At 66.0% G+C, this 18447-nt stretch carries 16 protein-coding genes; 10 read left to right on the forward strand and 6 right to left on the reverse strand.

Annotated elements, in window-relative coordinates:
- Window positions 1-38: 38 nt before the first annotated feature.
- Entirely contained in the window at window positions 39-950 is a 912-nt protein-coding gene (locus ACFVBH_RS25775) for an alpha/beta hydrolase (protein ID WP_379005241.1), read from the reverse strand.
- Complete coding sequence (locus ACFVBH_RS25780) at window positions 947-2311, reverse strand: flavin-containing monooxygenase (RefSeq protein WP_379005243.1); 1365 nt, start codon at window positions 2309-2311, stop codon at window positions 947-949. Before ACFVBH_RS25780 ends, ACFVBH_RS25775 begins: the two co-directional genes overlap by 4 nt.
- Window positions 2312-2397: 86 nt before the next feature.
- Here ACFVBH_RS25780 and ACFVBH_RS25785 point away from each other — a divergent pair, with 86 nt between their 5' ends.
- Window positions 2398-3195 (forward strand): SDR family NAD(P)-dependent oxidoreductase, encoded by a 798-nt coding sequence (locus ACFVBH_RS25785; RefSeq protein WP_379005245.1) that lies wholly within the window; start codon window positions 2398-2400, stop codon window positions 3193-3195.
- A gap of 64 nt (window positions 3196-3259) precedes the next feature.
- On the opposite strand, the gene ACFVBH_RS25790 is transcribed toward ACFVBH_RS25785, so the two are convergent.
- On the reverse strand, window positions 3260-4060 hold the full coding sequence (locus ACFVBH_RS25790) for an enoyl-CoA hydratase/isomerase family protein (protein ID WP_379005247.1): 801 nt from the start codon (window positions 4058-4060) through the stop codon (window positions 3260-3262).
- Window positions 4061-4221: 161 nt separating this feature from the next.
- Between ACFVBH_RS25790 and ACFVBH_RS25795 the strand changes: the two genes are divergently transcribed.
- A complete protein-coding gene (locus tag ACFVBH_RS25795; RefSeq protein WP_379005249.1) occupies window positions 4222-5733 on the forward strand; it encodes an acyl-CoA carboxylase subunit beta in 1512 nt (503 codons plus the stop codon).
- A gap of 43 nt (window positions 5734-5776) precedes the next feature.
- Here the strand turns inward: ACFVBH_RS25795 and ACFVBH_RS25800 are convergent, their stop codons facing one another.
- Complete coding sequence (locus ACFVBH_RS25800) at window positions 5777-6967, reverse strand: acyl-CoA dehydrogenase family protein (protein ID WP_379005251.1); 1191 nt, start codon at window positions 6965-6967, stop codon at window positions 5777-5779.
- A 149-nt stretch (window positions 6968-7116) separates the two neighbouring features.
- On the opposite strand from ACFVBH_RS25800, the gene ACFVBH_RS25805 reads away from it, so the two are divergent.
- Both ACFVBH_RS25805 and ACFVBH_RS25810 read left to right on the forward strand, forming a co-directional pair.
- Window positions 7117-8049, forward strand: coding sequence for a MerR family transcriptional regulator (locus ACFVBH_RS25805; RefSeq protein ID WP_379005253.1), 933 nt, complete (start codon window positions 7117-7119; stop codon window positions 8047-8049).
- Window positions 8050-8147: 98 nt separating this feature from the next.
- Window positions 8148-8453, forward strand: coding sequence for a hypothetical protein (locus ACFVBH_RS25810; RefSeq protein WP_379005255.1), 306 nt, complete (start codon window positions 8148-8150; stop codon window positions 8451-8453).
- 78 nt (window positions 8454-8531) lie between these two features.
- Here ACFVBH_RS25810 and ACFVBH_RS25815 read toward each other — a convergent pair whose 3' ends face one another.
- Together ACFVBH_RS25815 and ACFVBH_RS25820 are read right to left on the reverse strand one after the other, a co-directional pair.
- The gene (locus ACFVBH_RS25815; protein ID WP_379005257.1) at window positions 8532-9200 is read right to left on the reverse strand and encodes a TetR/AcrR family transcriptional regulator; all 669 of its coding nucleotides are present in this window, start codon (window positions 9198-9200) and stop codon (window positions 8532-8534) included.
- A 132-nt stretch (window positions 9201-9332) separates the two neighbouring features.
- Complete coding sequence (locus ACFVBH_RS25820) at window positions 9333-10901, reverse strand: MFS transporter (RefSeq protein ID WP_379005259.1); 1569 nt, start codon at window positions 10899-10901, stop codon at window positions 9333-9335.
- A gap of 147 nt (window positions 10902-11048) precedes the next feature.
- Here ACFVBH_RS25820 and ACFVBH_RS25825 point away from each other — a divergent pair, with 147 nt between their 5' ends.
- From ACFVBH_RS25825 to ACFVBH_RS25850, 6 genes are all read left to right on the forward strand, one after another.
- Complete coding sequence (locus ACFVBH_RS25825) at window positions 11049-12197, forward strand: AraC family transcriptional regulator ligand-binding domain-containing protein (RefSeq protein ID WP_379005261.1); 1149 nt, start codon at window positions 11049-11051, stop codon at window positions 12195-12197.
- A gap of 277 nt (window positions 12198-12474) precedes the next feature.
- Window positions 12475-13407 carry a hypothetical protein gene (locus ACFVBH_RS25830; RefSeq protein ID WP_379005263.1) on the forward strand — a complete coding sequence of 311 codons (933 nt, stop codon included), beginning with the start codon at window positions 12475-12477 and terminating at the stop codon, window positions 13405-13407.
- 461 nt (window positions 13408-13868) lie between these two features.
- Window positions 13869-15518 (forward strand): aldehyde dehydrogenase family protein, encoded by a 1650-nt coding sequence (locus ACFVBH_RS25835; RefSeq protein WP_379005265.1) that lies wholly within the window; start codon window positions 13869-13871, stop codon window positions 15516-15518.
- Between the two features lie 12 nt (window positions 15519-15530).
- Window positions 15531-16661, forward strand: a complete 1131-nt coding sequence (locus ACFVBH_RS25840; RefSeq protein ID WP_379005267.1) for an acyl-CoA dehydrogenase family protein — start codon at window positions 15531-15533, stop codon at window positions 16659-16661.
- 19 nt (window positions 16662-16680) lie between these two features.
- Window positions 16681-17964, forward strand: coding sequence for an aspartate aminotransferase family protein (locus ACFVBH_RS25845; RefSeq protein WP_379005269.1), 1284 nt, complete (start codon window positions 16681-16683; stop codon window positions 17962-17964).
- A 3-nt stretch (window positions 17965-17967) separates the two neighbouring features.
- Window positions 17968-18444, forward strand: a complete 477-nt coding sequence (locus ACFVBH_RS25850) for a type II toxin-antitoxin system RatA family toxin (RefSeq protein WP_379005271.1) — start codon at window positions 17968-17970, stop codon at window positions 18442-18444.
- Window positions 18445-18447 lie beyond the last annotated feature (3 nt).

Consider the following 18447-nt stretch of genomic DNA (forward strand, 5'->3'; position numbering starts at 1 on the left):
TACCTCGCTCTGCCGCGCGATGAGCGCTTCCATGCGTATCAACCGCACACCCGTTCCAAGAATCGGACCTGATGACCGACCGCGGGTTCGAACCAGGGGTTTCCGGGGAAGAGGTCGAAATGGTCGCAGGGATAGTGGCGGACCTCGGCCCGGGCTTTGAAGGCCGCTTTCGCGGCCGCGTGGGGCGGGGCGGCGCGATCGAAGTCCGCTATCTGTACCAGCACGGGTGCGGTGACGCGGGCGGCGTGGCGGTCGGCGCGGAAGCCGCTGAGCTCCAGACCGGTTCCGGCCTGCACGCTGTTGACCCAGGTCGGCCCGGCCAGGGCCAGGTAGCTGTCGCGGTAGCCCGGCGTGGTCAGGACCGCGCGCTCGCCGGGGAGGCCGACGAGCGGGACCATGCTGGCCGTGCCGCCGAGCCGGGCGGTGACCGTGCTGGCGAGTTCGATCGCCGTCGACCGGGCGACGCTGCTGAAACCCTGTTGTGCCAGTGCGTTTCGTGCGGCGGAGAGCACATCGATCATCGGAACGGCAGCGATGACCGCGCAGACGTCGGTCCGGTCGGCGGCCGCGCTCAGCACCAGTCCGCCCGACAGCGAGACGCCCCACAGCACGATTCGACGAGAGTCGATGCCCGGTCGTCGACCGGCGGCGGCGACCGCCGCGTGATAGTCCGTGATCTGTCCTTTGACCGAGACACGCTGGCGCGGTGCACCTTCCGAGGCCCCGAATCCTCTGAAGTCGAAGAGGAACACCCCCAGGCCGGCCGCCGACAGCCGCTGTGCGAACGGGGCGAGGCCCGAGTCCTTGGTGCCGCCGAATCCCGGCGCCATGACCACGACCGGACAGCCCTCGGATGTGGCGAACGGACTGTCCGGCGCAGGCGGGAAATACCAGGCGGCACAGGAGGTTTCGTGCGATCGGAAGGACACCTGCTCGTAGCGCTCGGTCATCGCCTCGCCCCCGCGGTGCGTCGGATCCCGGCCGGGCCGGTCGAGCGGGCCCGCGCTCGGCGGGCTCCCGCGGGCAGTTCACGGGTGCGGATGTCGTGCTCGTAGAGGAAGTAGTCGAGCTGCTGTGTGTGCCGGGGCCGGTCGAGCATATGGCCGGTGTACCGCGCCTGGTCGGCTTCGATCGTCCGGCGCATGTCCGCGGCCGAGGGCAGCGCGTATCGCCCCACCGCGTAGGCGGCGGTCAGCCGGGCCTGGCATTCCACGAAGGGGAAGAGCGTCGGCGTCGGCTGCGCGAAACCCGCGAAGACGAGATCGTCGATCCCGGGCACGAACATGCGCTTGTACAGGTCGATTCGGTTTCCCGGCGCACTGACGAACTCGGGATCGAAGAACGGAAAGGTGATGTTGTAGCCGGTGGCGTAGACGATGACATCGAACTCGCCGGAGCTGCCGTCGGTGAAGGACACGCGCGCGCCGTCCAGCGTCGCGATGTCGGGTTTGACGCTCACGTCTCCGGAACCCAGGCGCAACGGGAGCTCCACGGACTGGGTCGGATGCGCTTCGAAGAACTTGTGATTCGGCGCGGGCAGCCCGAAGTTCTGCGGGTTGCCCGCGGTCAGCGGCTGCGTCCACTGCAGGAACCTGCGCTGCCACGAGTAGGGGATGTGCGGACTCGTGCGAAAGTACTTGTCCGCCGGTCGGCCCGCGATGTACTTGGGCACGATCCACGCGCCGGACCGGGTGGACAGCGTCAGCTGGTTTCCGAGGGCTTTCGAGGACAGCTCGACGGCGATATCGGCGGCGCTGTTGCCGAGCCCGACGACCAGAATGCGTTTGTCGGAGAACTCGATCGGCGTGCGCGGATCGATGTAGTGGTGGGCGTGCAGCGAGGTTCCGGTGAACTCGCCGGGGAAGTCCGGGTAGCGCGGATCCCAGTGATGCCCGTTGGCGACGACCAGCAGATCGAACCGGCGCATCTCGCCGCGTTGCGTGCGCAGCTCCCAACCACCCCGCGGCAGTCGGTGCGCGTGCTCCACGCCGTTCTCGAACTCGATGTGCTCGAGCAGATCGAATGCCGCGCAGTAGTCGTCGAGGTACCGCTTGATCTGACTGTGGTGCGGGAAGTCCGGAAAGTGCTGCGGCATCGGGAAATCCCGGAAGGACAACTGATGCTTGGAGGTGTCGATGTGCAGGGAACGATAGGCGCTGCTGTGCCCGTTCGGATTGCCGAACGCCCAGTTGCCGCCGATCCGATCCGAGGATTCGAAGCAGACGTGCGGCACGCCGTAGTCGCCGAGCATCTTGGACGTGGTCAGCCCGCTGATCCCGGCGCCGATGACCGCCGTTCGAGGAAGAGTCATCCGATCACCTGACGGTCGCGACTACTGTTGTGGCGATAGTATAGGAACATCGAGTGCCGGAATGGCAAGACTGGTGAGGCGGCACGATGGATCTGGGATTGGCCGGCGCGGCAGCGGTCGTGGTCGGCGGCAGTCGTGGAATGGGTTTGGCGACGGCGCACTGCCTGGCGGAGGAGGGGGCGCGGGTCGCGATCGTCGGCCGCGACAGGACCGCTGTCGACGCGGCGGTAGCGCAAGTGGCGGAGAAGGGCAGCCCGGACGCCGTCGGAATCGTCGCGGACGTGCGGGACGCCGAACGAGTCGGCACCGTCTTCGCCGAACTCGGCGAGCGCTGGGACGGCGAACTGAACGTACTCGTCAACTCCGTCGGGCCGAATGTGCAGGGCGCCTTCGACATACTGACCGACGACCAGTGGCGCGACGCGGTCGAGGACGGCGCGTTGTCGATGGTGCGGTGTGTCCGCGCCGCGTTGCCCCTGCTGCGCCGCGCCGCCTGGGCACGCATCGTCAACTTCTCCGCGCAATCGACCCAGCGACAGAGCGTTTCGCTAGCCGCCTACACCGCGGCCAAGGCGATGGTGACCAGCGCGTCCAAGAACCTCTCGCTGCTGCTGGCGCCGGAGGAGATTCTGGTCAATGTCGTCTCGCCGGGCACGGTCGTGACACCGGCGCTCGTCGAGTGGGCGGCATCGGCGGGCATCGACAGCGCCGATCCGTATCGACTGATGGAGGCGATCGGCACGCACTTCGGGCATCCCGCGCAACTACCCCGGGCCGGGCTGCCCGCGGAGATCGGACCGGTAGCGGTCTTCCTCGCCTCGCGCCGCAACTCGTATATGACCGGGGCGAACGTCAACGTCGACGGCGGCTCGGACTTCACCTGAGAACAGTTCGCCGGACCTGTTGGCAGGATTCATTCCCCGCCAACAGTTCTCGGCGACCGACCGGTCAGCGCACGGGGGAGCGCGTGCCGGCGAAGACCGGCCGCCGCTTCTCGGACCATGCCGCAAACGCCTCGATCACGTCGGCGCCCGTCAGATTCACCGCCGCCGCCCGCGCCTCCTCGGCGAGGGCCGTACTCATCGTGCGGTCGGCCCCGCCGTTGAGCAGCGATTTGGTCTGGGCGAGGGCGGTCGACGGCCCCTGCGCCAGCCCGCGCGCGAGATCGCCAACGAACGCGTCGATCTCGTCGTCGGACTTCACCCACGTCACCAGCCCGAGTGCCATCGCCTCGTCCGTTCCGATCATCTCGGCGAGCAGTGCGAGCCGCTTGGCCTGCTGTAGCCCGACGAGTTTGGGCAGCAGCCAGGAACCCCCGCAATCGATGGAAAGCGCACGGCGGGCGAAGATCTGGCAGAACCGGGCCTCGGGCGTCGCGACCACGAGATCGCAGCCGAGCGCCAGGTTCCACCCCGCGCCCGCGGCGACCCCGCGCACCTTGGCGATCGTGGGGACGGGCAGATCGTGCAGTCGCTGCACCACGGAGTTGATGACCCGGGTTTGCTCGACCGGGTCGGGAAACTCGTCCATCCCCGTCGCGTCGGAGATGTCGGCGCCACTGCAGAAACTCCCGCCCGCACCGGTGATGACGACCGCGCGCACATCCGCGCCGGCGGTCACCTCGTGCAGTACCTCCCGCAGGGTTTCCCACATGCTCACGGTGATCGCGTTCTTGCGCTCGGGGCGATTGAGCGTCAGTGACAACACCTGGTCCGTCGTGTCGATGAGCAGGCTGGGTTCGTCGGGCACCGGGACATCCTTTCGTGCTCCGGCGAGCGCCGGAGTGGCATGGCGCAACCCGGGAAACGAGTTACCGAATGCTTGACAGTAAGGGTAACTATAAATCACGCTGATGACCGGGACAACGACGCGTTGGAATCCGGCGGAACGCCAAACGACAAGGACATTCGATGACGAAGGCCCAGACCTCGAACGCTCAGAGCTGGGGCGAGACCCTCGACGATCTCGAGCGCCGTCGTACGCACACCTACGCGATGGGCGGGTCCGACCGGGTTGCCAAGCATCACGGCAGGGGCAAGCTCGATGCCCGCGCGCGCATCGAGCGATTGCTCGATCCCGGAACGTTTCAGGAATTCGGCACGCTCGTGGGCGGTGAGATCGCCGCCGACGCGATCGTCGCCGGTTCGGGTCTCATCCACGGCGCGCCGGTGATGGTCGGGGCGGAGGACTTCACCACGCTGGCGGGCACCATCGCGCCCGGGAGCAATTCCAAGCGCTACCGGCTCGCGGAGTTGGCCGTGCGCAACAAGGTGCCGCTCATCATGCTGCTCGAAGGCGCCGGGTTCCGGCCCACCGGTGACCATTACGGGCGCACACCCACCGATCTGCTGGCGCAGGCGCAGTGCTCGGGCCGCGTCCCGATGGTGACCGGCGTGCTGGGCCCCTCCGCCGGGCACGGCGCGCTGATCGCCCCGGTCTCGGACTTCTCGATCATGAGCCGCCAGGGCGCGATCTTCACCGCCGGACCGCCCGTGGTCAAAATCTCTACGGGCGAGGACATTTCGAAGGAAGACCTCGGCGGGCCCGGGGTGGCGATTCCCAGCGGCGTCGTGCACAACGTCGCCGAGACCGACGCCGACGCCCTCGACGAGATCCGGCGCTACCTGTCCTACTTTCCGTCGTCGGCGTGGTCCTATCCGCCGGTGTATCAGGCGGACGAGTCGACGCGCCCGCGCGCGACGCCGGAGCTGTTGAGCCTGATCTCGCGCGACAACCGGCGTACCTACGACATGCGAACGGTCCTCGATGTCGTGATGGACGATTCGGATTGGTTCGAGGTGCAGCCCGGGTTCGGGACCGCGATCGTCTGTGCCCTGGCGCATCTCGGCGGCCACCCCGTCGCCGTGGTCGCCAATCAGCCCCAGGTGATCGCCGGGTCGATCGACGTCGACGCCGCGGACAAGGCGGCCCACTTCATCTCGGTCGCGGACGCCTTCCACCTGCCGATCATCTTCCTCGCCGACAACCCCGGCATGCTCCCGGGTGGCGAGTCCGAGCGCGAAGGCGTCTTGCGCAGTGGGGCAAGGATGTTCGTCGCGCAGACGACGGCCACGACGCTCAAGCTGCATCTGACACTGCGCAAGGCCTACGGCTTCGGCTCGATGGTGATGTCGCTGATCAGTTTCGACAGCCAGGTGGCGACCTTCGCCTATCCGGGCGCGACCATGGGGGCGATGAGCGCCGAGGCACTCAGCGGCGCGTCGAACGCCGACGACGATGTGGCGGCGTCCTTGACCGCCATGGAACTGCAGGCGTCCTACCACTCGGCCGAGCACATGGGCTTCGACGAGCTGATCAGCCCGGCGGAAACACGCAACGCGCTGCTGACGTCGTTGCAGCGCGGCATCTATGCCCGGCAATCGGCGGCGAGCCCGGTATCGCGGACCGCGATCATGCCTTGAGACGCGGCGGCCGGGTGATCACTCACCGGCCGCCGCGGCCCGTTCAGCGTGCCGATGCGCGCTGGGCACTCTTGATCAGGCCGCCACCGATGATCAACCGCTGTATCTCGCTCGTGCCCTCGTAGAGGCGAAGCAGCCGGACATCGCGATAGATCCGTTCCACGGTGACCCCGCGCATGTATCCCGTGCCGCCGTGCACCTGAACGGCGAGATCGGCTACGTGGCCCGCCATTTCGGTGCAGTAGAGCTTGGCCGCGGACGGGGCGACCCGGCGATCTTCGTCCGTCACCCAGCTCTGGGCCGCCGCCCGTACCAGCGCTCGGCCCGCCATGACGCCGGTCTGCATATCGGCGAGCATGGCCTGGACCAACTGGAACTCCCCGATCGCGGTGCCGCCCTGGGTGGCGGTCGCGGCGTAGGCGACCGACTCGTCCAGGGCGCGCTGGGCCGCGCCGACGGCCAGCGCGGCGATATGCACCCGGCCGCGGGCCAGCGACGTCATCGCGGCGCGATAGCCGATGTCCTCGCTGCCGCCGACCACGGCGGCGGAAGCGACCCGCACGTCCCGGAAGCGGACCTCCGACGTCCACGCGCCCTCCTGCCCCATCTTGCGGTCCTTGGGACCGACCTCGAGTCCGGGCGTTCCGGCGGGGACGAGGAATACCGCGATGCCCGCGCCGTTGTCGTCGGCCGGACGGGTCCGGGCGAACACGACGAACAGATCGGCCACCGGGGCATTGGTGATGAATCGCTTCTCGCCGTTGATGATCCAGTCCGTCCCGGATCGGGTCGCGGTCGTCCGCAGGGATCCGGGATTCGAGCCCGCGCCGGCCTCGGTGAGCGCGAAGGACGCCACGACGTCACCCGAGGCGATGCGTTCGAGCCAGCGCGACTTCTGATCATGGGTGCCGTATCCGACCAGCACCTGCCCGGCGATGCCGTTGTTGGTGCCGAACATCGACCGCAGCGCGAGGGTGGTGTAACCGAGTTCCATTGCCAGTTCCACGTCCTGGGCGAGATTCAGGCCGAGCCCGCCCCATTCCTGGGGTATCGCATAGCCGTAGAGCCCCATCGCCTTGGCCTGCGCGGTGATCTCGTCCGGCATCCGGTCCAGCTCGGCGATCTCCCGTTCCCGGCCCATGACGACGGTGCGCACGAATCGTCGTGTCTGGGCGAGTATTTCGGTGAACTCCGCGTCGGCTACCTGCTCGGTTCCGGTGGACACGCTCGTCATGGGTTCGGGCCTCCTCGTATCCGGCTGTTCCGCGCCGGTGCGGTCGCACGGTTCCAATACCGATAGTAAGCGATACTGTAATGCCAGCGGTAACTGTCGGGCCGGTCCGCGCGTGCCGGGATTTCAATGCGGGGAACCGTGGTCGGACGTTGCGGGAGCGCACCGTCGCGATGACGATTCGAGCATTTACTAGAATAGTATTGACTAGCAACGTTGATGCCGCGCATGCTCGACTGGTGCGAACGACAGATACGGACCTCACGGTCGAAGAGCTGGCCACGCGAGTCGGTGTGCCCACCAGTACCGTGCGGATGTATCAGTCGAAGGGGCTGTTGCATGCGCCGCGCCGCGTCGGGCGCACCGCGCGTTACGACAGCTCCCACCTGAACCGTCTCGAACTGGTGCAGCGACTGCAGGACCGAGGCTTTTCGCTCGGCTCGATCGCCGAGTTGCTGACCGCACGCGAGCAGGGGGCGACAGTCGCCGACCTACTCGCGTTGCCGGGCGGACCCGAGGATTGGGTACCGCTCACCCTGGGCGACATCCGGCAGATGATCAAGCCGAAGGGACTGCGACCTGCCCTGCTGCGCAAGGCAACTCGTCTCGGATTGATCCGGTGGCGGCGCGGCCGTCCGCAGACCCGACGCTGGGTGCTCGGCAGTGGCCTGCGGGTCGCCGAACTGGACCTGCCGCCGGGCGATGTGCTCGATCAGATTGCCCGGCTGCGGGCGCATACCGACCAGATCGCAGCCGATTTCGGCGACATCTTCGAGCGCACGCTGTGGCCCCGCATCCATGCCGGCGGCACCGAATCCGATCAACTCGACCGGACTCGCGAGCTGTTGCGGGAGCTGACCGGCTTGGCCGAGGGAGTCGTTCTCGGCGCACTGCGGGAATCGGTCCGGCACCTCGCCGAACAATTCGTCGAACGGCACGAGCTGCTGCCCGTCGGCGGCGAACGGCCCGATTGGCTGGACCATTCGATCCCGGTGCTCAACGAGCGCCTGCTCGAAGCCCATGACGACGACAGCGACGACGTGGACCAATTCCTCGCCGCCGATGATGCCCGGGAGCAGAGTTGACAACATACCCGTGCCTCCGAATGGCAAGAGCAGAGCGAGAACTCGGCGAGCCCGCGCTATCGGGCAGGTCGGGGACATACGTCGTCATCGGAACACTGATGACCTGGTTGCGGTACTGCTGGCACCTGATCGCGGGCACCCTGACCGGGCTCGCGCTGTTCGTCTTCTGTGTGCTGGCGCTGATGGACGTGCTGTACTTCTGGGCAATCCCGGTGGGAGCGATCCTCGCGGCGGTGATCTGGGCGATGTCCGTGACCATCTGCGCCGTGCGCATGCACCGCCGCGGCCGTAACGCCACGGTGATTCGCTTCCTGATCGGGTTCGGAATCATCCCCTGCGATGCCGGCGCACTGGCAATCATCGGCGGATTTTTCGAGGGGTGGGGCAACCCCATCATCGGCTGATCCGGCACGCGGCGACCGCGATGCCGCGCGATAGACCGGAGCCGGGATCAATCGGTCATTCGGAGGAACTCGGCAGATCTACGTGTTGTCGGCACCGGTGCGCGTCGATGCTCCGGCGCGACCGTGTGCCTCCGCCAGCTGCCGCCAGTAGGCGGCCAGGAACTCGACGAGGCTGTCGACCAACGCTTCCGTGTCACTGGCCGTGGTGCCGTTGAACCAGGAAGACACTATCTGCCCGACGCCGCCGACGAGGAACTGGGCAGCCAGTGGTACCGGGGTGTATTCGCCGGCCGGTGTAGCTTCGCGAATGTGTTCGTCCAGGAGTTCGATGAATCCCTGGGTCGATCCATATCGTTTGTGCAGCAGTGCCGGATTGATCTGGTTGGGGCTGAACAGCAGCCGCCCGAGCCGGTAGTCGGCTTCGATCCCGCGCACGAGTTCGCCGATTCCGGCCCGCAGCTTCTCCTTGCGCGGTGCGTTCGCGACCGCGAGTTGAATGGAGGCCGTCAGTTCCTGCACCGACCACTCGTAGATATCGGCGGCGAATTCATCCTTGTCGGCGAAACTCTCGTAAAAGTAGCGCTGTGAGAGACCGGCCTGTTGGCACACGTTGCGCAGGGTCAGCTCACCGGGGCTGTCCCGGGCCCCGAGGATATCGAGGCCCACCTCGAGTAGCTTCTCGCGCCTTTTGGCAACCCGCTCCTCCGCGGAAAGGCCGTTGTACGGGTGGCTGGTTGTCGGCGTCACGTTTCGATTTTGGCAGATGCCGGTCCGTGGTATCGGAAACCCCCCGGAATTGTGGACGACGCGTCCGGTCATAAGGCAATGCACCTGGTGTGAGATTTGTTGTGCTGCTCGATATTTCGTGTACCGATGGCGTCAGGTCACCGGCGCCGCCGCCTCCGGCTCCGATACGTGTGCGATGTCGTCCCCGCTCGCCCGCCGATCTCCGCTCGGCTCGAGTAGGAGCCATCCGGCGACAGCGGCGACTACCGCAATACCTCCGGCGGTAAGGGAGGCGGTATGAAACCCGTCGAGAAAGGCGCCTTTGACGAGACCTCTGAGTTGGGCGCCGATCGGGCCCGGAATTGAGCCGGCGGCTTGAACCCCGGTCAGCATGGAGTTCGCCGCCGCGTCGCGCGCCGCCTGGGGCAACGGTATGTCGGCCAGATCGGTTGCTATTTTCCCGGAGTAGACCGAGGCGAGAATCGAGCCGAGTACGGCGACTCCCAGCGTTCCGCCGAGTTCGCGACTCGTATCGTTGACCGCCGATCCCGCGCCGACCTGCCCGGTGGACAGCTCGTTGAGCACCATCAGGGTCGCCGGCCCCGCGACGAGCGCCACGCCCGCGGCCAGCGTGATCATGACGGGCGCGATCACGCCCCAGTACGAGGTGAGCGCGTCGTACCGTATGGTCAGCACGAAGGCCAGGGCCATGACCAGCGATCCGAGCACGGCGGTCCGGCCCGCTCCGATCTTCGACCCCAGCCACATGCTCGGCCCGGCGAAGACCGTCATCGCGATGGCGAAAGGCAGTGTGCGGGTGCCTGTTTCCAGGGGCGAGAATTCTTTGACGCCCTGGAAGTATTGGGTCATCAGGAATACGAATCCCATGAGCGCGAACATGCCGAATGTCAGCAGTAGTGCCGCCGCGGCGAAGTTGCGGTCGCGGAAGAGACGAATATCGAACAGCGGCGACGAGAATCGGCTCTCCCACACCGCGTACGCCGCGATGACCGCCGCGCCGATCACGATCCCGCCGATGGTCCGCAGGGTCAGCCAACCGTGGTTCGGGGCCTCGATCACGCTGTAGACGACGATCGTGATGCCGACCATCGACAGCACCATGCCGCCGATATCGAAGCGTCCGGCTTCGGGATTTCTGCTGGGCGGTATGAGAGCGGCAACGGCTATCAGTGCGATGGCGCCGGCGGGAACATTGATCCAGAAGATGGAACTCCACGAGTAGTGATGCAGCAGCCAGCCGCCGACCACCGGCCCGATCGCGGCCGCGACTCCGGCAACCGCTGCCCACGTCGCCACCGCGATAGCGCGTTCGCGAAGGTCGTCGAACAGAATTACCACGAGGGCGAGGGTGGCCGGAAATACGAGAGCGGCGAAAAGGCCGAGGCCCGCTCGCGCGGCGATCAACTGACCCAGGTTCTGTGAAATGGCGGCGAGTGCGGAGATCGCCGCGAAACCGACGGTTCCGATCAGCAGCACGGTCTTGCGGCCGAAACGATCACCCAGATAACCGCCCGTCAGAAGTAAGCCGGCGAACACGAGCGTGTACATGTCCACCACCATCTGCAAACCAGATGTGCCGGCGCCCAAATCGGTCGAAATCTTCGGCAACGCGACATTGACGATGGTGTTGTCCAGGAATACCAGCAACTCGGCGAAGCACAGGGCCGCCAGTCCTAGCCATCGAATCACTATGGGACGCATCGGTTATGGCCCTCCTTGTCTCGGGCGGGCGGTACCGCGGCGGAGCTGGAAGCGAACCGCAGCCGGTGCGTGCCCCAGTGCACGGGCCGACTTCTGGACGACCCGATGTCACCGTACGAGCCACCCGCGGACGTTCGGAATGACTCGATGGGACAGAAGCGTGATACTTTCGGCGCGGTGGAGAGCAGGTCGTGGGACTTCAGACGCGGCATCATCGGGATCCGGCACATGGTCCAGCTCGGAATCGATCACGGAATCCCGGAGCGCCGACTGCTCGCCTCGACCGGGCTCCTGCTCACGGATCTGGATGCCGACGACCTGGAAGTCGAAGGCGTACAGGAGCTATCGGTCGCGCGGAACCTGGTGGAAACACTCGGAGACCGGCCGGGGCTCGGGACCGAGGTCGCGATGCGCTTCTCGCTCGCGAACTTCGGCCTGCTCGGCTTCGCCATGCTCAGCAGCCCCACCGCCGGCGAAGCCCTCCAGGTCGCACTCCGCACGCTGCGGATCGGCAACCGATTCATCGACATCACGGTCAACTTCACCCAGACGACGGGGCGGATAACGTTCGAGCACCGGAATCTGCCCGCCGACGTCCGCGCCTTCCTGCTCGAACGTGACATCGCCATCATCTTCGGGGTGATCGTGTTGCGTTGTCTCAGTCCGCAACTCGTGGATCGTCTCGGCGATACACGCTTGGAGCTGGCGCTTCCCGACGAGCGGGCGGCGCGGGTGATCGATGGCATGACACGGATGCTCGCCGACCTCGCGCACGATCCGATGCGGCGGTTCCGGATAGTCGCCGACCGCCCGACCACAGCGCTGACGTTTCCGCTCGATCTGCTCGCCGAGCCGATGTCGATGCCGGATCCGGCGACCGCCGCCCTGTGCGAGCAGCACTGCCTGGACCTGCTCCAGAATCGCCTCGAGCGCGGGCAGCTCGCTGCCCGAACCCGCGCGATACTGCTGCAGCAGATCCACACCGCGCCCACCGCGAGCGAGATCGCGGCCAGGCTGAACATGGACCGCCGCACCCTGCATCGACGGCTCGCCGAGGAGGGCACCAACTTCCGGATCCTGCAGGAAGAGACCCGCTGCGCGCTCGCGATCGACATGCTCGATGTCCTCGACCTCAGCGTCAAGGAGACCGCGGCCCGCCTCGGCTACGCCAGCGCCGCGGCGTTCAGCAGATCGTTCACTCGATGGACCGGCAGTCCGCCCAGTGCCTACCGGCCGCGCCAGCAGCCCGCGCCGCGCAGCGCGGGCCGTGCCGAAACCTCAATGCCCGCAAGCTGAATCGACCTCCTGCCACGTCATGGGGTGGCGTGGAACCCCACGCCGGGCCGAACCGCACGGCCACGCCGGCGTCACCTCGACTTAATTTGACTGCACCTGTATCCAGATGTAGCTTGGTAGCAAGATCGCAACCATGAGAAGTGCAAGGGCATTACCGCGGACGGTCATCACCCGAACCTGGGCTTGGTGGCGTTTTGCTACGGGGGTCAGTGTGGGGTTATCGATACCGGCGGAGTGGTCGGCACAAAGTGGACTTCCGAGTCGAAAATCGCTGCCCGTGAGCGTTGTCAAGGTCAGCGACCTACTGGCGGAAGGCTCGCCGCGCTCGAGTGGTCTCAACAACGCGCATATCGAGCGTATGGTGGCGGCTGATTGGCCACTGCCCCCGATCATCGTTCATGAGCCGACAATGCGAATTCTCGACGGACTGCATCGCGTAGCCGCGGCAGTGTGCAAGGGAATTGATCAACTGGACGCTCATCTCATATCCGGACCCATCGACGCTGCGTTCGTAATCGCGGTTCAAGCGAACATCAGTAACGGATTGCCGCTCACATTCGCGGAGCGCCGGGCGGCCGCCGCTAAAATCCTTGTGACCCATCCCGAATGGTCGGATCGAACGATCGGATCTACGACCGGTCTGTCCGCCAAGGTTATCAGTCGCCTGCGGTGTTCAACCGATGCCGATACGCAGTCGAACACTCGATTGGGCAAAGACGGACGGTTCCGGCCCGTTGACCCCTCCGACGGTCGCAGGCGCGTGGCGGAACTGCTCGAACAGATGCCCAGCGCCTCGCTGCGTACGATCGCGCGCGCGGCCGGGGTTTCTCCCGGGACGGTGCGAAACGTTCGTGGTCGCATGACCCGCTACGGTTTTCCCGAGTCCCCGACCGGCGGCGCCGAGGCCGATGTTTCCAACGGCGGTTCCGGTGAAATGCAGTTCACCACCGGGGCGGTGGCCGAAAAGTCGGTGGATGCCACGGCGGTACTCGCGGTTCTGTCGCGCGACCCCGCGCTGCGGATGAGCGAATCCGGACGTGACTTTCTGCGCTGGCTGCACGCGCACACCGTCAGGTTCGACGACGGCACGATGATCGCGACCGCGGTGCCCGACCACTGCGTTTCACATGTCATCGAATTGGCGAGGCATTGCTCGGTCAGCTGGGCCACCATTGCGCACGACCTGCAACAGCGCAACGAAGCGTCGTAATCCTTTTCGCCGTATTCCGGTGAATCCGTACCGCACATAGATCGCTCCTCCGACCCCGCCGGCGTCGCGCCGTCGGGTTCGTGTGGCTGTGCGGCGGCTGCCCGCGAGGGGTCTCCGGCCAGATGCGCGCCCGCCCGAACCACTGTTCAAGTCTGGGTTGCACAAGGTAGGCGACCTATTCGCGGCCGGTCATGGTTCGCCGCGGCGTGCACTGCCGACCCGCCCGCAGCGCCACTCGAGCGCGCTTCGTGTATCTCCCGCAACCGCCCCCGGCTGTGTCGCGGCCCGGTGTACCGAACAGTGCGGCAGCGCGATTCCCGCGTGGCCGGAGCGGCAGACGGACGCGTTGACGCGAATACGCCGCTGTCATAGCTTTTTCCGGAGCGCTGGTGCTCGGAGCGATCCGCCGCGGAATTCCGGTCTACGCCGGACTGCAATGCGTTCGAAAGGACCTATCCGCTATGAAGAGTTACCCGTCGTTGATCGACGGCCGGGACGCGGATCACAGTAGGTGGCTACACGTAATTCGTGCGAGTGCACTGCTGCGAGACGAGATATCCGCGTTGAAATTGAAGCGCAGCCTCGATCGAGGAATCATCAACGATTGCGACGACGAGCGCGTCGTGGGCCGCGTGGGTCTGAGTTCCATGGAACAGGTGCGCGATGCCGCCGCGGCCGCCAAGGCGGCATTCTCGGAATGGTCGAATTGGTCTGCCGAGGAACGTCTCGCGGTGGCGTCGGCGGTGGGCGATCGTATTCGTGCGCGCGCCGATGAATTCACGGAAATGCTTGTAGCGGAGGGCCACCCCCGGCAGTTGGCCGTCTGGGAAGTAGGCAGCGCCGTCGAGATGACATCGGAGGCGAATCTGTGGCGCGCCCGCAAACAACTGGCCGAAGTCAGCACCGCGGGCGGCCGGGAGCTCAGATTGGTGCGCAAACCGGATGGCGTCGTCGCCGTGCATCCACCGCACAATGCGCCCGCGGCGAATTCCCTGATCGCTCTCGGCGCATTGATTGTCGGCAATACCGTTGTCGTCAAAGCGCCGCGCAGCGCACCGCTGGCGACGGCGTGGTTCTGGCGTGAGATCGTCGATCCGGTGCTGCGCGAGATGAAAGCGCCGGCGGGCACGGCCAACGTGATCTGTGCCGCGCCGAACGAGGTGCTCGACAGTTGGCTCGAGTCCGATGATATCGACGATCTGATGTACTTCGGCGACTCCATTCGCGGCATCGAGATCGGAAATCGCTGGCATACGCGCGGCAAGAAGGCGATCCTGGAGCTCGCCGGGAACGACGGCGTTCTGGTCTGGTCGGACGCCGAGATAGATCTGGCGGTCACCGCGCTGTCGGAGTGTTTCTACGGCTCCACTCAGATTTGCATGGTGCCCAAGTACGTGATCGTCCACGAGGCAATTGCTGATACATTGCTGGACAAACTTATTCAGGTGGTTCGCCGAATCCGTCCGGGCTATCCCGAGGACGAGGGTTCGCTGCTGTCGCCGGTGATGAAGTCGCTCGAGTTCGATTCGATGCTCGCCGGCGCCATGGATGCCGGCGCTCGTCTGCTGTGTGGCGGCGGTCGTCTCGAAATAGACGGAACACCAAGCCCGACCGGATATTTCATCGACCCGACGGTGTTGCGGATCGAGGGCTTGAAGCTGGCCGACACGCTGGATGTCGTGCGCGAGGAGACCTTCTTCCCGCTGCTGCCCATTGTCGTCGTCGGCGCGGACACCGACGCCGACGGTACGCAGCAGGGGCTGTTCGAAGCCTGCGTCGACTTCATGAACGCGAACCGATTCGGGCTCCGGAACTCCGCGTGGATCCGGGACCCCGATCTCATCGAAACCTTCTGTCGCCGACTGCGTAACGGCGGCTTCTTGAAGATCAACGACAGCCACATCTCGCAGGCGCCCGGACTACCCACCCACGGCGGCACCGGATTGACCGGCGGCCCGTTCGGTGAAGCTCACTTTCCCATCCTGCGAACCAGCCATCTACAGGCGATCAGCATCGCGTCGGCGGTCGAACCGAGGGAATCGGTTTTCGTGCGGCTGAGTACCTCGGAAAGCACACCGGACAGCCGAGTCTCGGCCCCGGCGAATCGATAAGGAGCACGGTCAGTGGTCAGCACCCGTGAGTCCCTGCAGATCCTCGAAGATGTGGTGCCCGGTCTGGGCAAAAGCCTCGCCGGAACCGATTTCAACAGCCTGGAAGCCGACAGCTCGATAGGACTCGGGATCTATCGCGAGTCCGGTGCGACCGGCCTGCTGGTCGCCGGCCGCCACGGCGGACTGGGTGCCTCGGCGTATCAAGCGCTGCATTGCACGCGTGCGATCGGTTCCATCGCGCCGTCCCTGGCGGTCGCGGCCACGATGCACAATTTCTCGGTCGCGGCGCTGAACTCCATCGAAGAGCATTTCGACGGTGTGGAATGGATGGTTCTCGACGCGGTGGCCAATGACGGCCTGTTCATGTCGTCGGGGTTCGCCGAGGGGCGGTCCGGTCAGGGTTTTCTGTCGCCCACGATGACCGCTCGCCGCGAGGGCGCGCACTGGGTCGTCAACGGGTCGAAGAAGCCGTGCAGCCTTTCTCGATCGATGGACCTCATGTCGGCGAGCGTGTCGTTGCTCAGCGAGGACGGCGAACCGGAGATCGGCGTCCTGGTCATTCCATCGACCATGGACGGCATCTCGGTGCGGCCGTTCTGGAATTCCCCGGTGCTGCGGGCGGCCGAGAGCGACGAGGTGATCCTCACCGACGTCGAGGTGCCGGACGAACTCGTCATGAAGCCTGCCGAAGGCATCGGCGTCACCATCGAAGAGCTGGAGGCCACCGGCCTGACCTGGTTCACCCTGCTGATCACCGCCGCCTACGTGGGTATGGCGAGCACGCTGGTGGATCGCCTCCTGGAAACCGGCAAAGGAACCGTGCACGCGCGGACGGCGGCCGCGGGTGCGATGGCGGCGACCATGCTGTCGCTGGAAAGCGTCGCCCGTGCGATCGACGATCCCGACGATCGGTCGGATCGGCTCGGACGAGCGCTCATCGCGCGATATGCCGCCCAGGACGCGATCGTCCGCACGGTCGGCAGCGTCGTGGAGAACCTCGGCGGCATCGAATACATCACCAATCCCGCCATCAGCTACCTGGCCGCCGCGACGCACGCCCTGGCCTTGCATCCGCCGTCCCGGAACTCGATGGTGAGCGAACTCGAGGGTTCGTTCCTGGGCCGGCCCATTTCGATCACGTAATCAGTAGTGGGGAATTCGCATGCAGCGCAACACCGACAACTCGTCGCCGGTCAGTGGAACAGGCGTGCGCGAAACTTATTCGCGCTACCTCGGGAGCAAACTCGTCGCACTGTCCCGAATCTTCGGCGGGCAGGTGGAGCGGCGTTCGCACGGGGCACTGGTCTTCGACGAGTCCGACACCCCGTACGTGAACTGCTCCGGGTACGGCGTCTTTCTGCTGGGCGCCACGAACCCGCACGTGGTGGCGGCCGTGGTCGAACAGGTGCAGCGGCATCCGCTGTCGGCTCGGCTCTTCATCGAGGGCCGGGTGGCCCAGGCCGCCGAGGCGCTCGTCGACATCGCCCCGCCGGGGTTGAGCAAGGTCTACTTCACGTGTTCCGGCGCCGAGGCGACCGAAACCGCCCTCAAACTCGCACGCATCCATGGGTTTCGGCGCGTCGTCACGATGACCAACGGCTACCACGGGCGCACGATCGGCGCCCTCAGCGTCAGCGCCAGGCCGGTGTATCAGAAGCCGTTCACCCCACTGCTGGCCGATGTCGAAGTGGTGCCGTTCGATGACGTCGAGGCACTGCGCGCCGCGTTGCGTGCCGGTCCGCCCGCCTGCGTCATCCTCGAACCCATTCAGGGCGAAGCCGGCGTGATCATCCCGAGCCCCGGATTTCTCGACGGGGTTCAGGCCGCGTGCACGGAGTTCGGTGCGTTCCTCGTCGTCGACGAAATCCTCACGGGCATGGGCAGAGTGGGCAAATCGTGGGCGATCGAGGGCACGTCCGTGCGACCCGATGTGTTGCTCGTCGGCAAGACACTGTCCGGCGGCGTGATCCCGGTGGCGGCGGTCGTAGCGACCGAGCACGCCTACGCACCCTTCGAAAAGGATCCGTTCCTTCATCAGTCGACGTTCAGTGGCGCGCCCGTCACCGCGGCGGCCGCCTTGGCGGCGATCGAAGCCCTGTCGATCTACAACGTGGTCGATGAAGCGGCCAGGATCGGCAAACGACTGCTGGAAAGCTTCCGGGCGGCAGCGCGTTTCGCACCCGAAGGTGTGGTGCGCGAGATCCGGGGCGCGGGGCTGCTGATCGGGATCGAGTTCGCCGATGGCGGATACGCGGGCGAAATGGTGCTCGGGCTGGTCGAGAACGGGGTCATCGTCAATCACTCCATCAACTGCCCGACGGTCATTCGCTTCACCCCGCCGGCGGTGATCACGGACTCGGAGATCACGCAGATCGAACGGGCGGTGGAGCGCAGCTTCGCGTCACTGACGCCGGCGACATTCCAACTCGACAATGGGCAGGTGTAATCGATGCAGGCAGTGCAGGTGCGGTCGGCGGTGTCCGGCTGGACGCGGCGAGAGGTCTACGAGCGACTCAAAGACGGTGAGGTCTACGTCAAATACGCTCCGGAGCAAGTGAAGTCGGTGCGGACGGAAATCGGCTCCCGGCCGAATTCGGCGCTCACCCACTGGGAGATCTACTTCCGCAACGGAATTCTGAGCTGGAGTGAGGAAGACTCCTACGACGACGACACCTGCACCATCGAGTTCACCCAGATCGACGGCGACTTCGATGTTTTCGACGGTGCGTGGCGCGTCGACGAGGACGAGAACGGCCTGATCCTCACCTTCACGGCCGAGTTCGACTTCGGAGTTCCGAGCATGGAGTCGATCGTGAATCCGGTCGCGCTGCGGGTGCTCCGATATGCCATGTCCGAGATCGTGTCGAAACTGTTCGGCGGCACCGTGATCGAGGGCGACCCGGCGCCCGCGAACCCGCGCGGCTGAGGG

Origin of the sequence: Nocardia sp. NPDC057668 (genome assembly GCF_042799795.1) — a bacterium.
GTDB lineage: Bacteria > Actinomycetota > Actinomycetes > Mycobacteriales > Mycobacteriaceae > Nocardia.

Coding starts and splice junctions, on each gene's coding strand:
- ACFVBH_RS25850 (WP_379005271.1), top strand. CDS start 17,968: ATGCAGGCAGTGCAGGTGCGGTCGGCGGTGTCCGGCTGGACGCGGCGA.
- ACFVBH_RS25785 (WP_379005245.1), top strand. CDS start 2,398: ATGGATCTGGGATTGGCCGGCGCGGCAGCGGTCGTGGTCGGCGGCAGT.
- ACFVBH_RS25780 (WP_379005243.1), bottom strand. CDS start 2,311: ATGACTCTTCCTCGAACGGCGGTCATCGGCGCCGGGATCAGCGGGCTG.
- ACFVBH_RS25810 (WP_379005255.1), top strand. CDS start 8,148: ATGACCTGGTTGCGGTACTGCTGGCACCTGATCGCGGGCACCCTGACC.
- ACFVBH_RS25795 (WP_379005249.1), top strand. CDS start 4,222: ATGACGAAGGCCCAGACCTCGAACGCTCAGAGCTGGGGCGAGACCCTC.
- ACFVBH_RS25845 (WP_379005269.1), top strand. CDS start 16,681: ATGCAGCGCAACACCGACAACTCGTCGCCGGTCAGTGGAACAGGCGTG.
- ACFVBH_RS25820 (WP_379005259.1), bottom strand. CDS start 10,901: ATGCGTCCCATAGTGATTCGATGGCTAGGACTGGCGGCCCTGTGCTTC.
- ACFVBH_RS25825 (WP_379005261.1), top strand. CDS start 11,049: ATGGGACAGAAGCGTGATACTTTCGGCGCGGTGGAGAGCAGGTCGTGG.
- ACFVBH_RS25835 (WP_379005265.1), top strand. CDS start 13,869: ATGAAGAGTTACCCGTCGTTGATCGACGGCCGGGACGCGGATCACAGT.
- ACFVBH_RS25800 (WP_379005251.1), bottom strand. CDS start 6,967: ATGACGAGCGTGTCCACCGGAACCGAGCAGGTAGCCGACGCGGAGTTC.
- ACFVBH_RS25775 (WP_379005241.1), bottom strand. CDS start 950: ATGACCGAGCGCTACGAGCAGGTGTCCTTCCGATCGCACGAAACCTCC.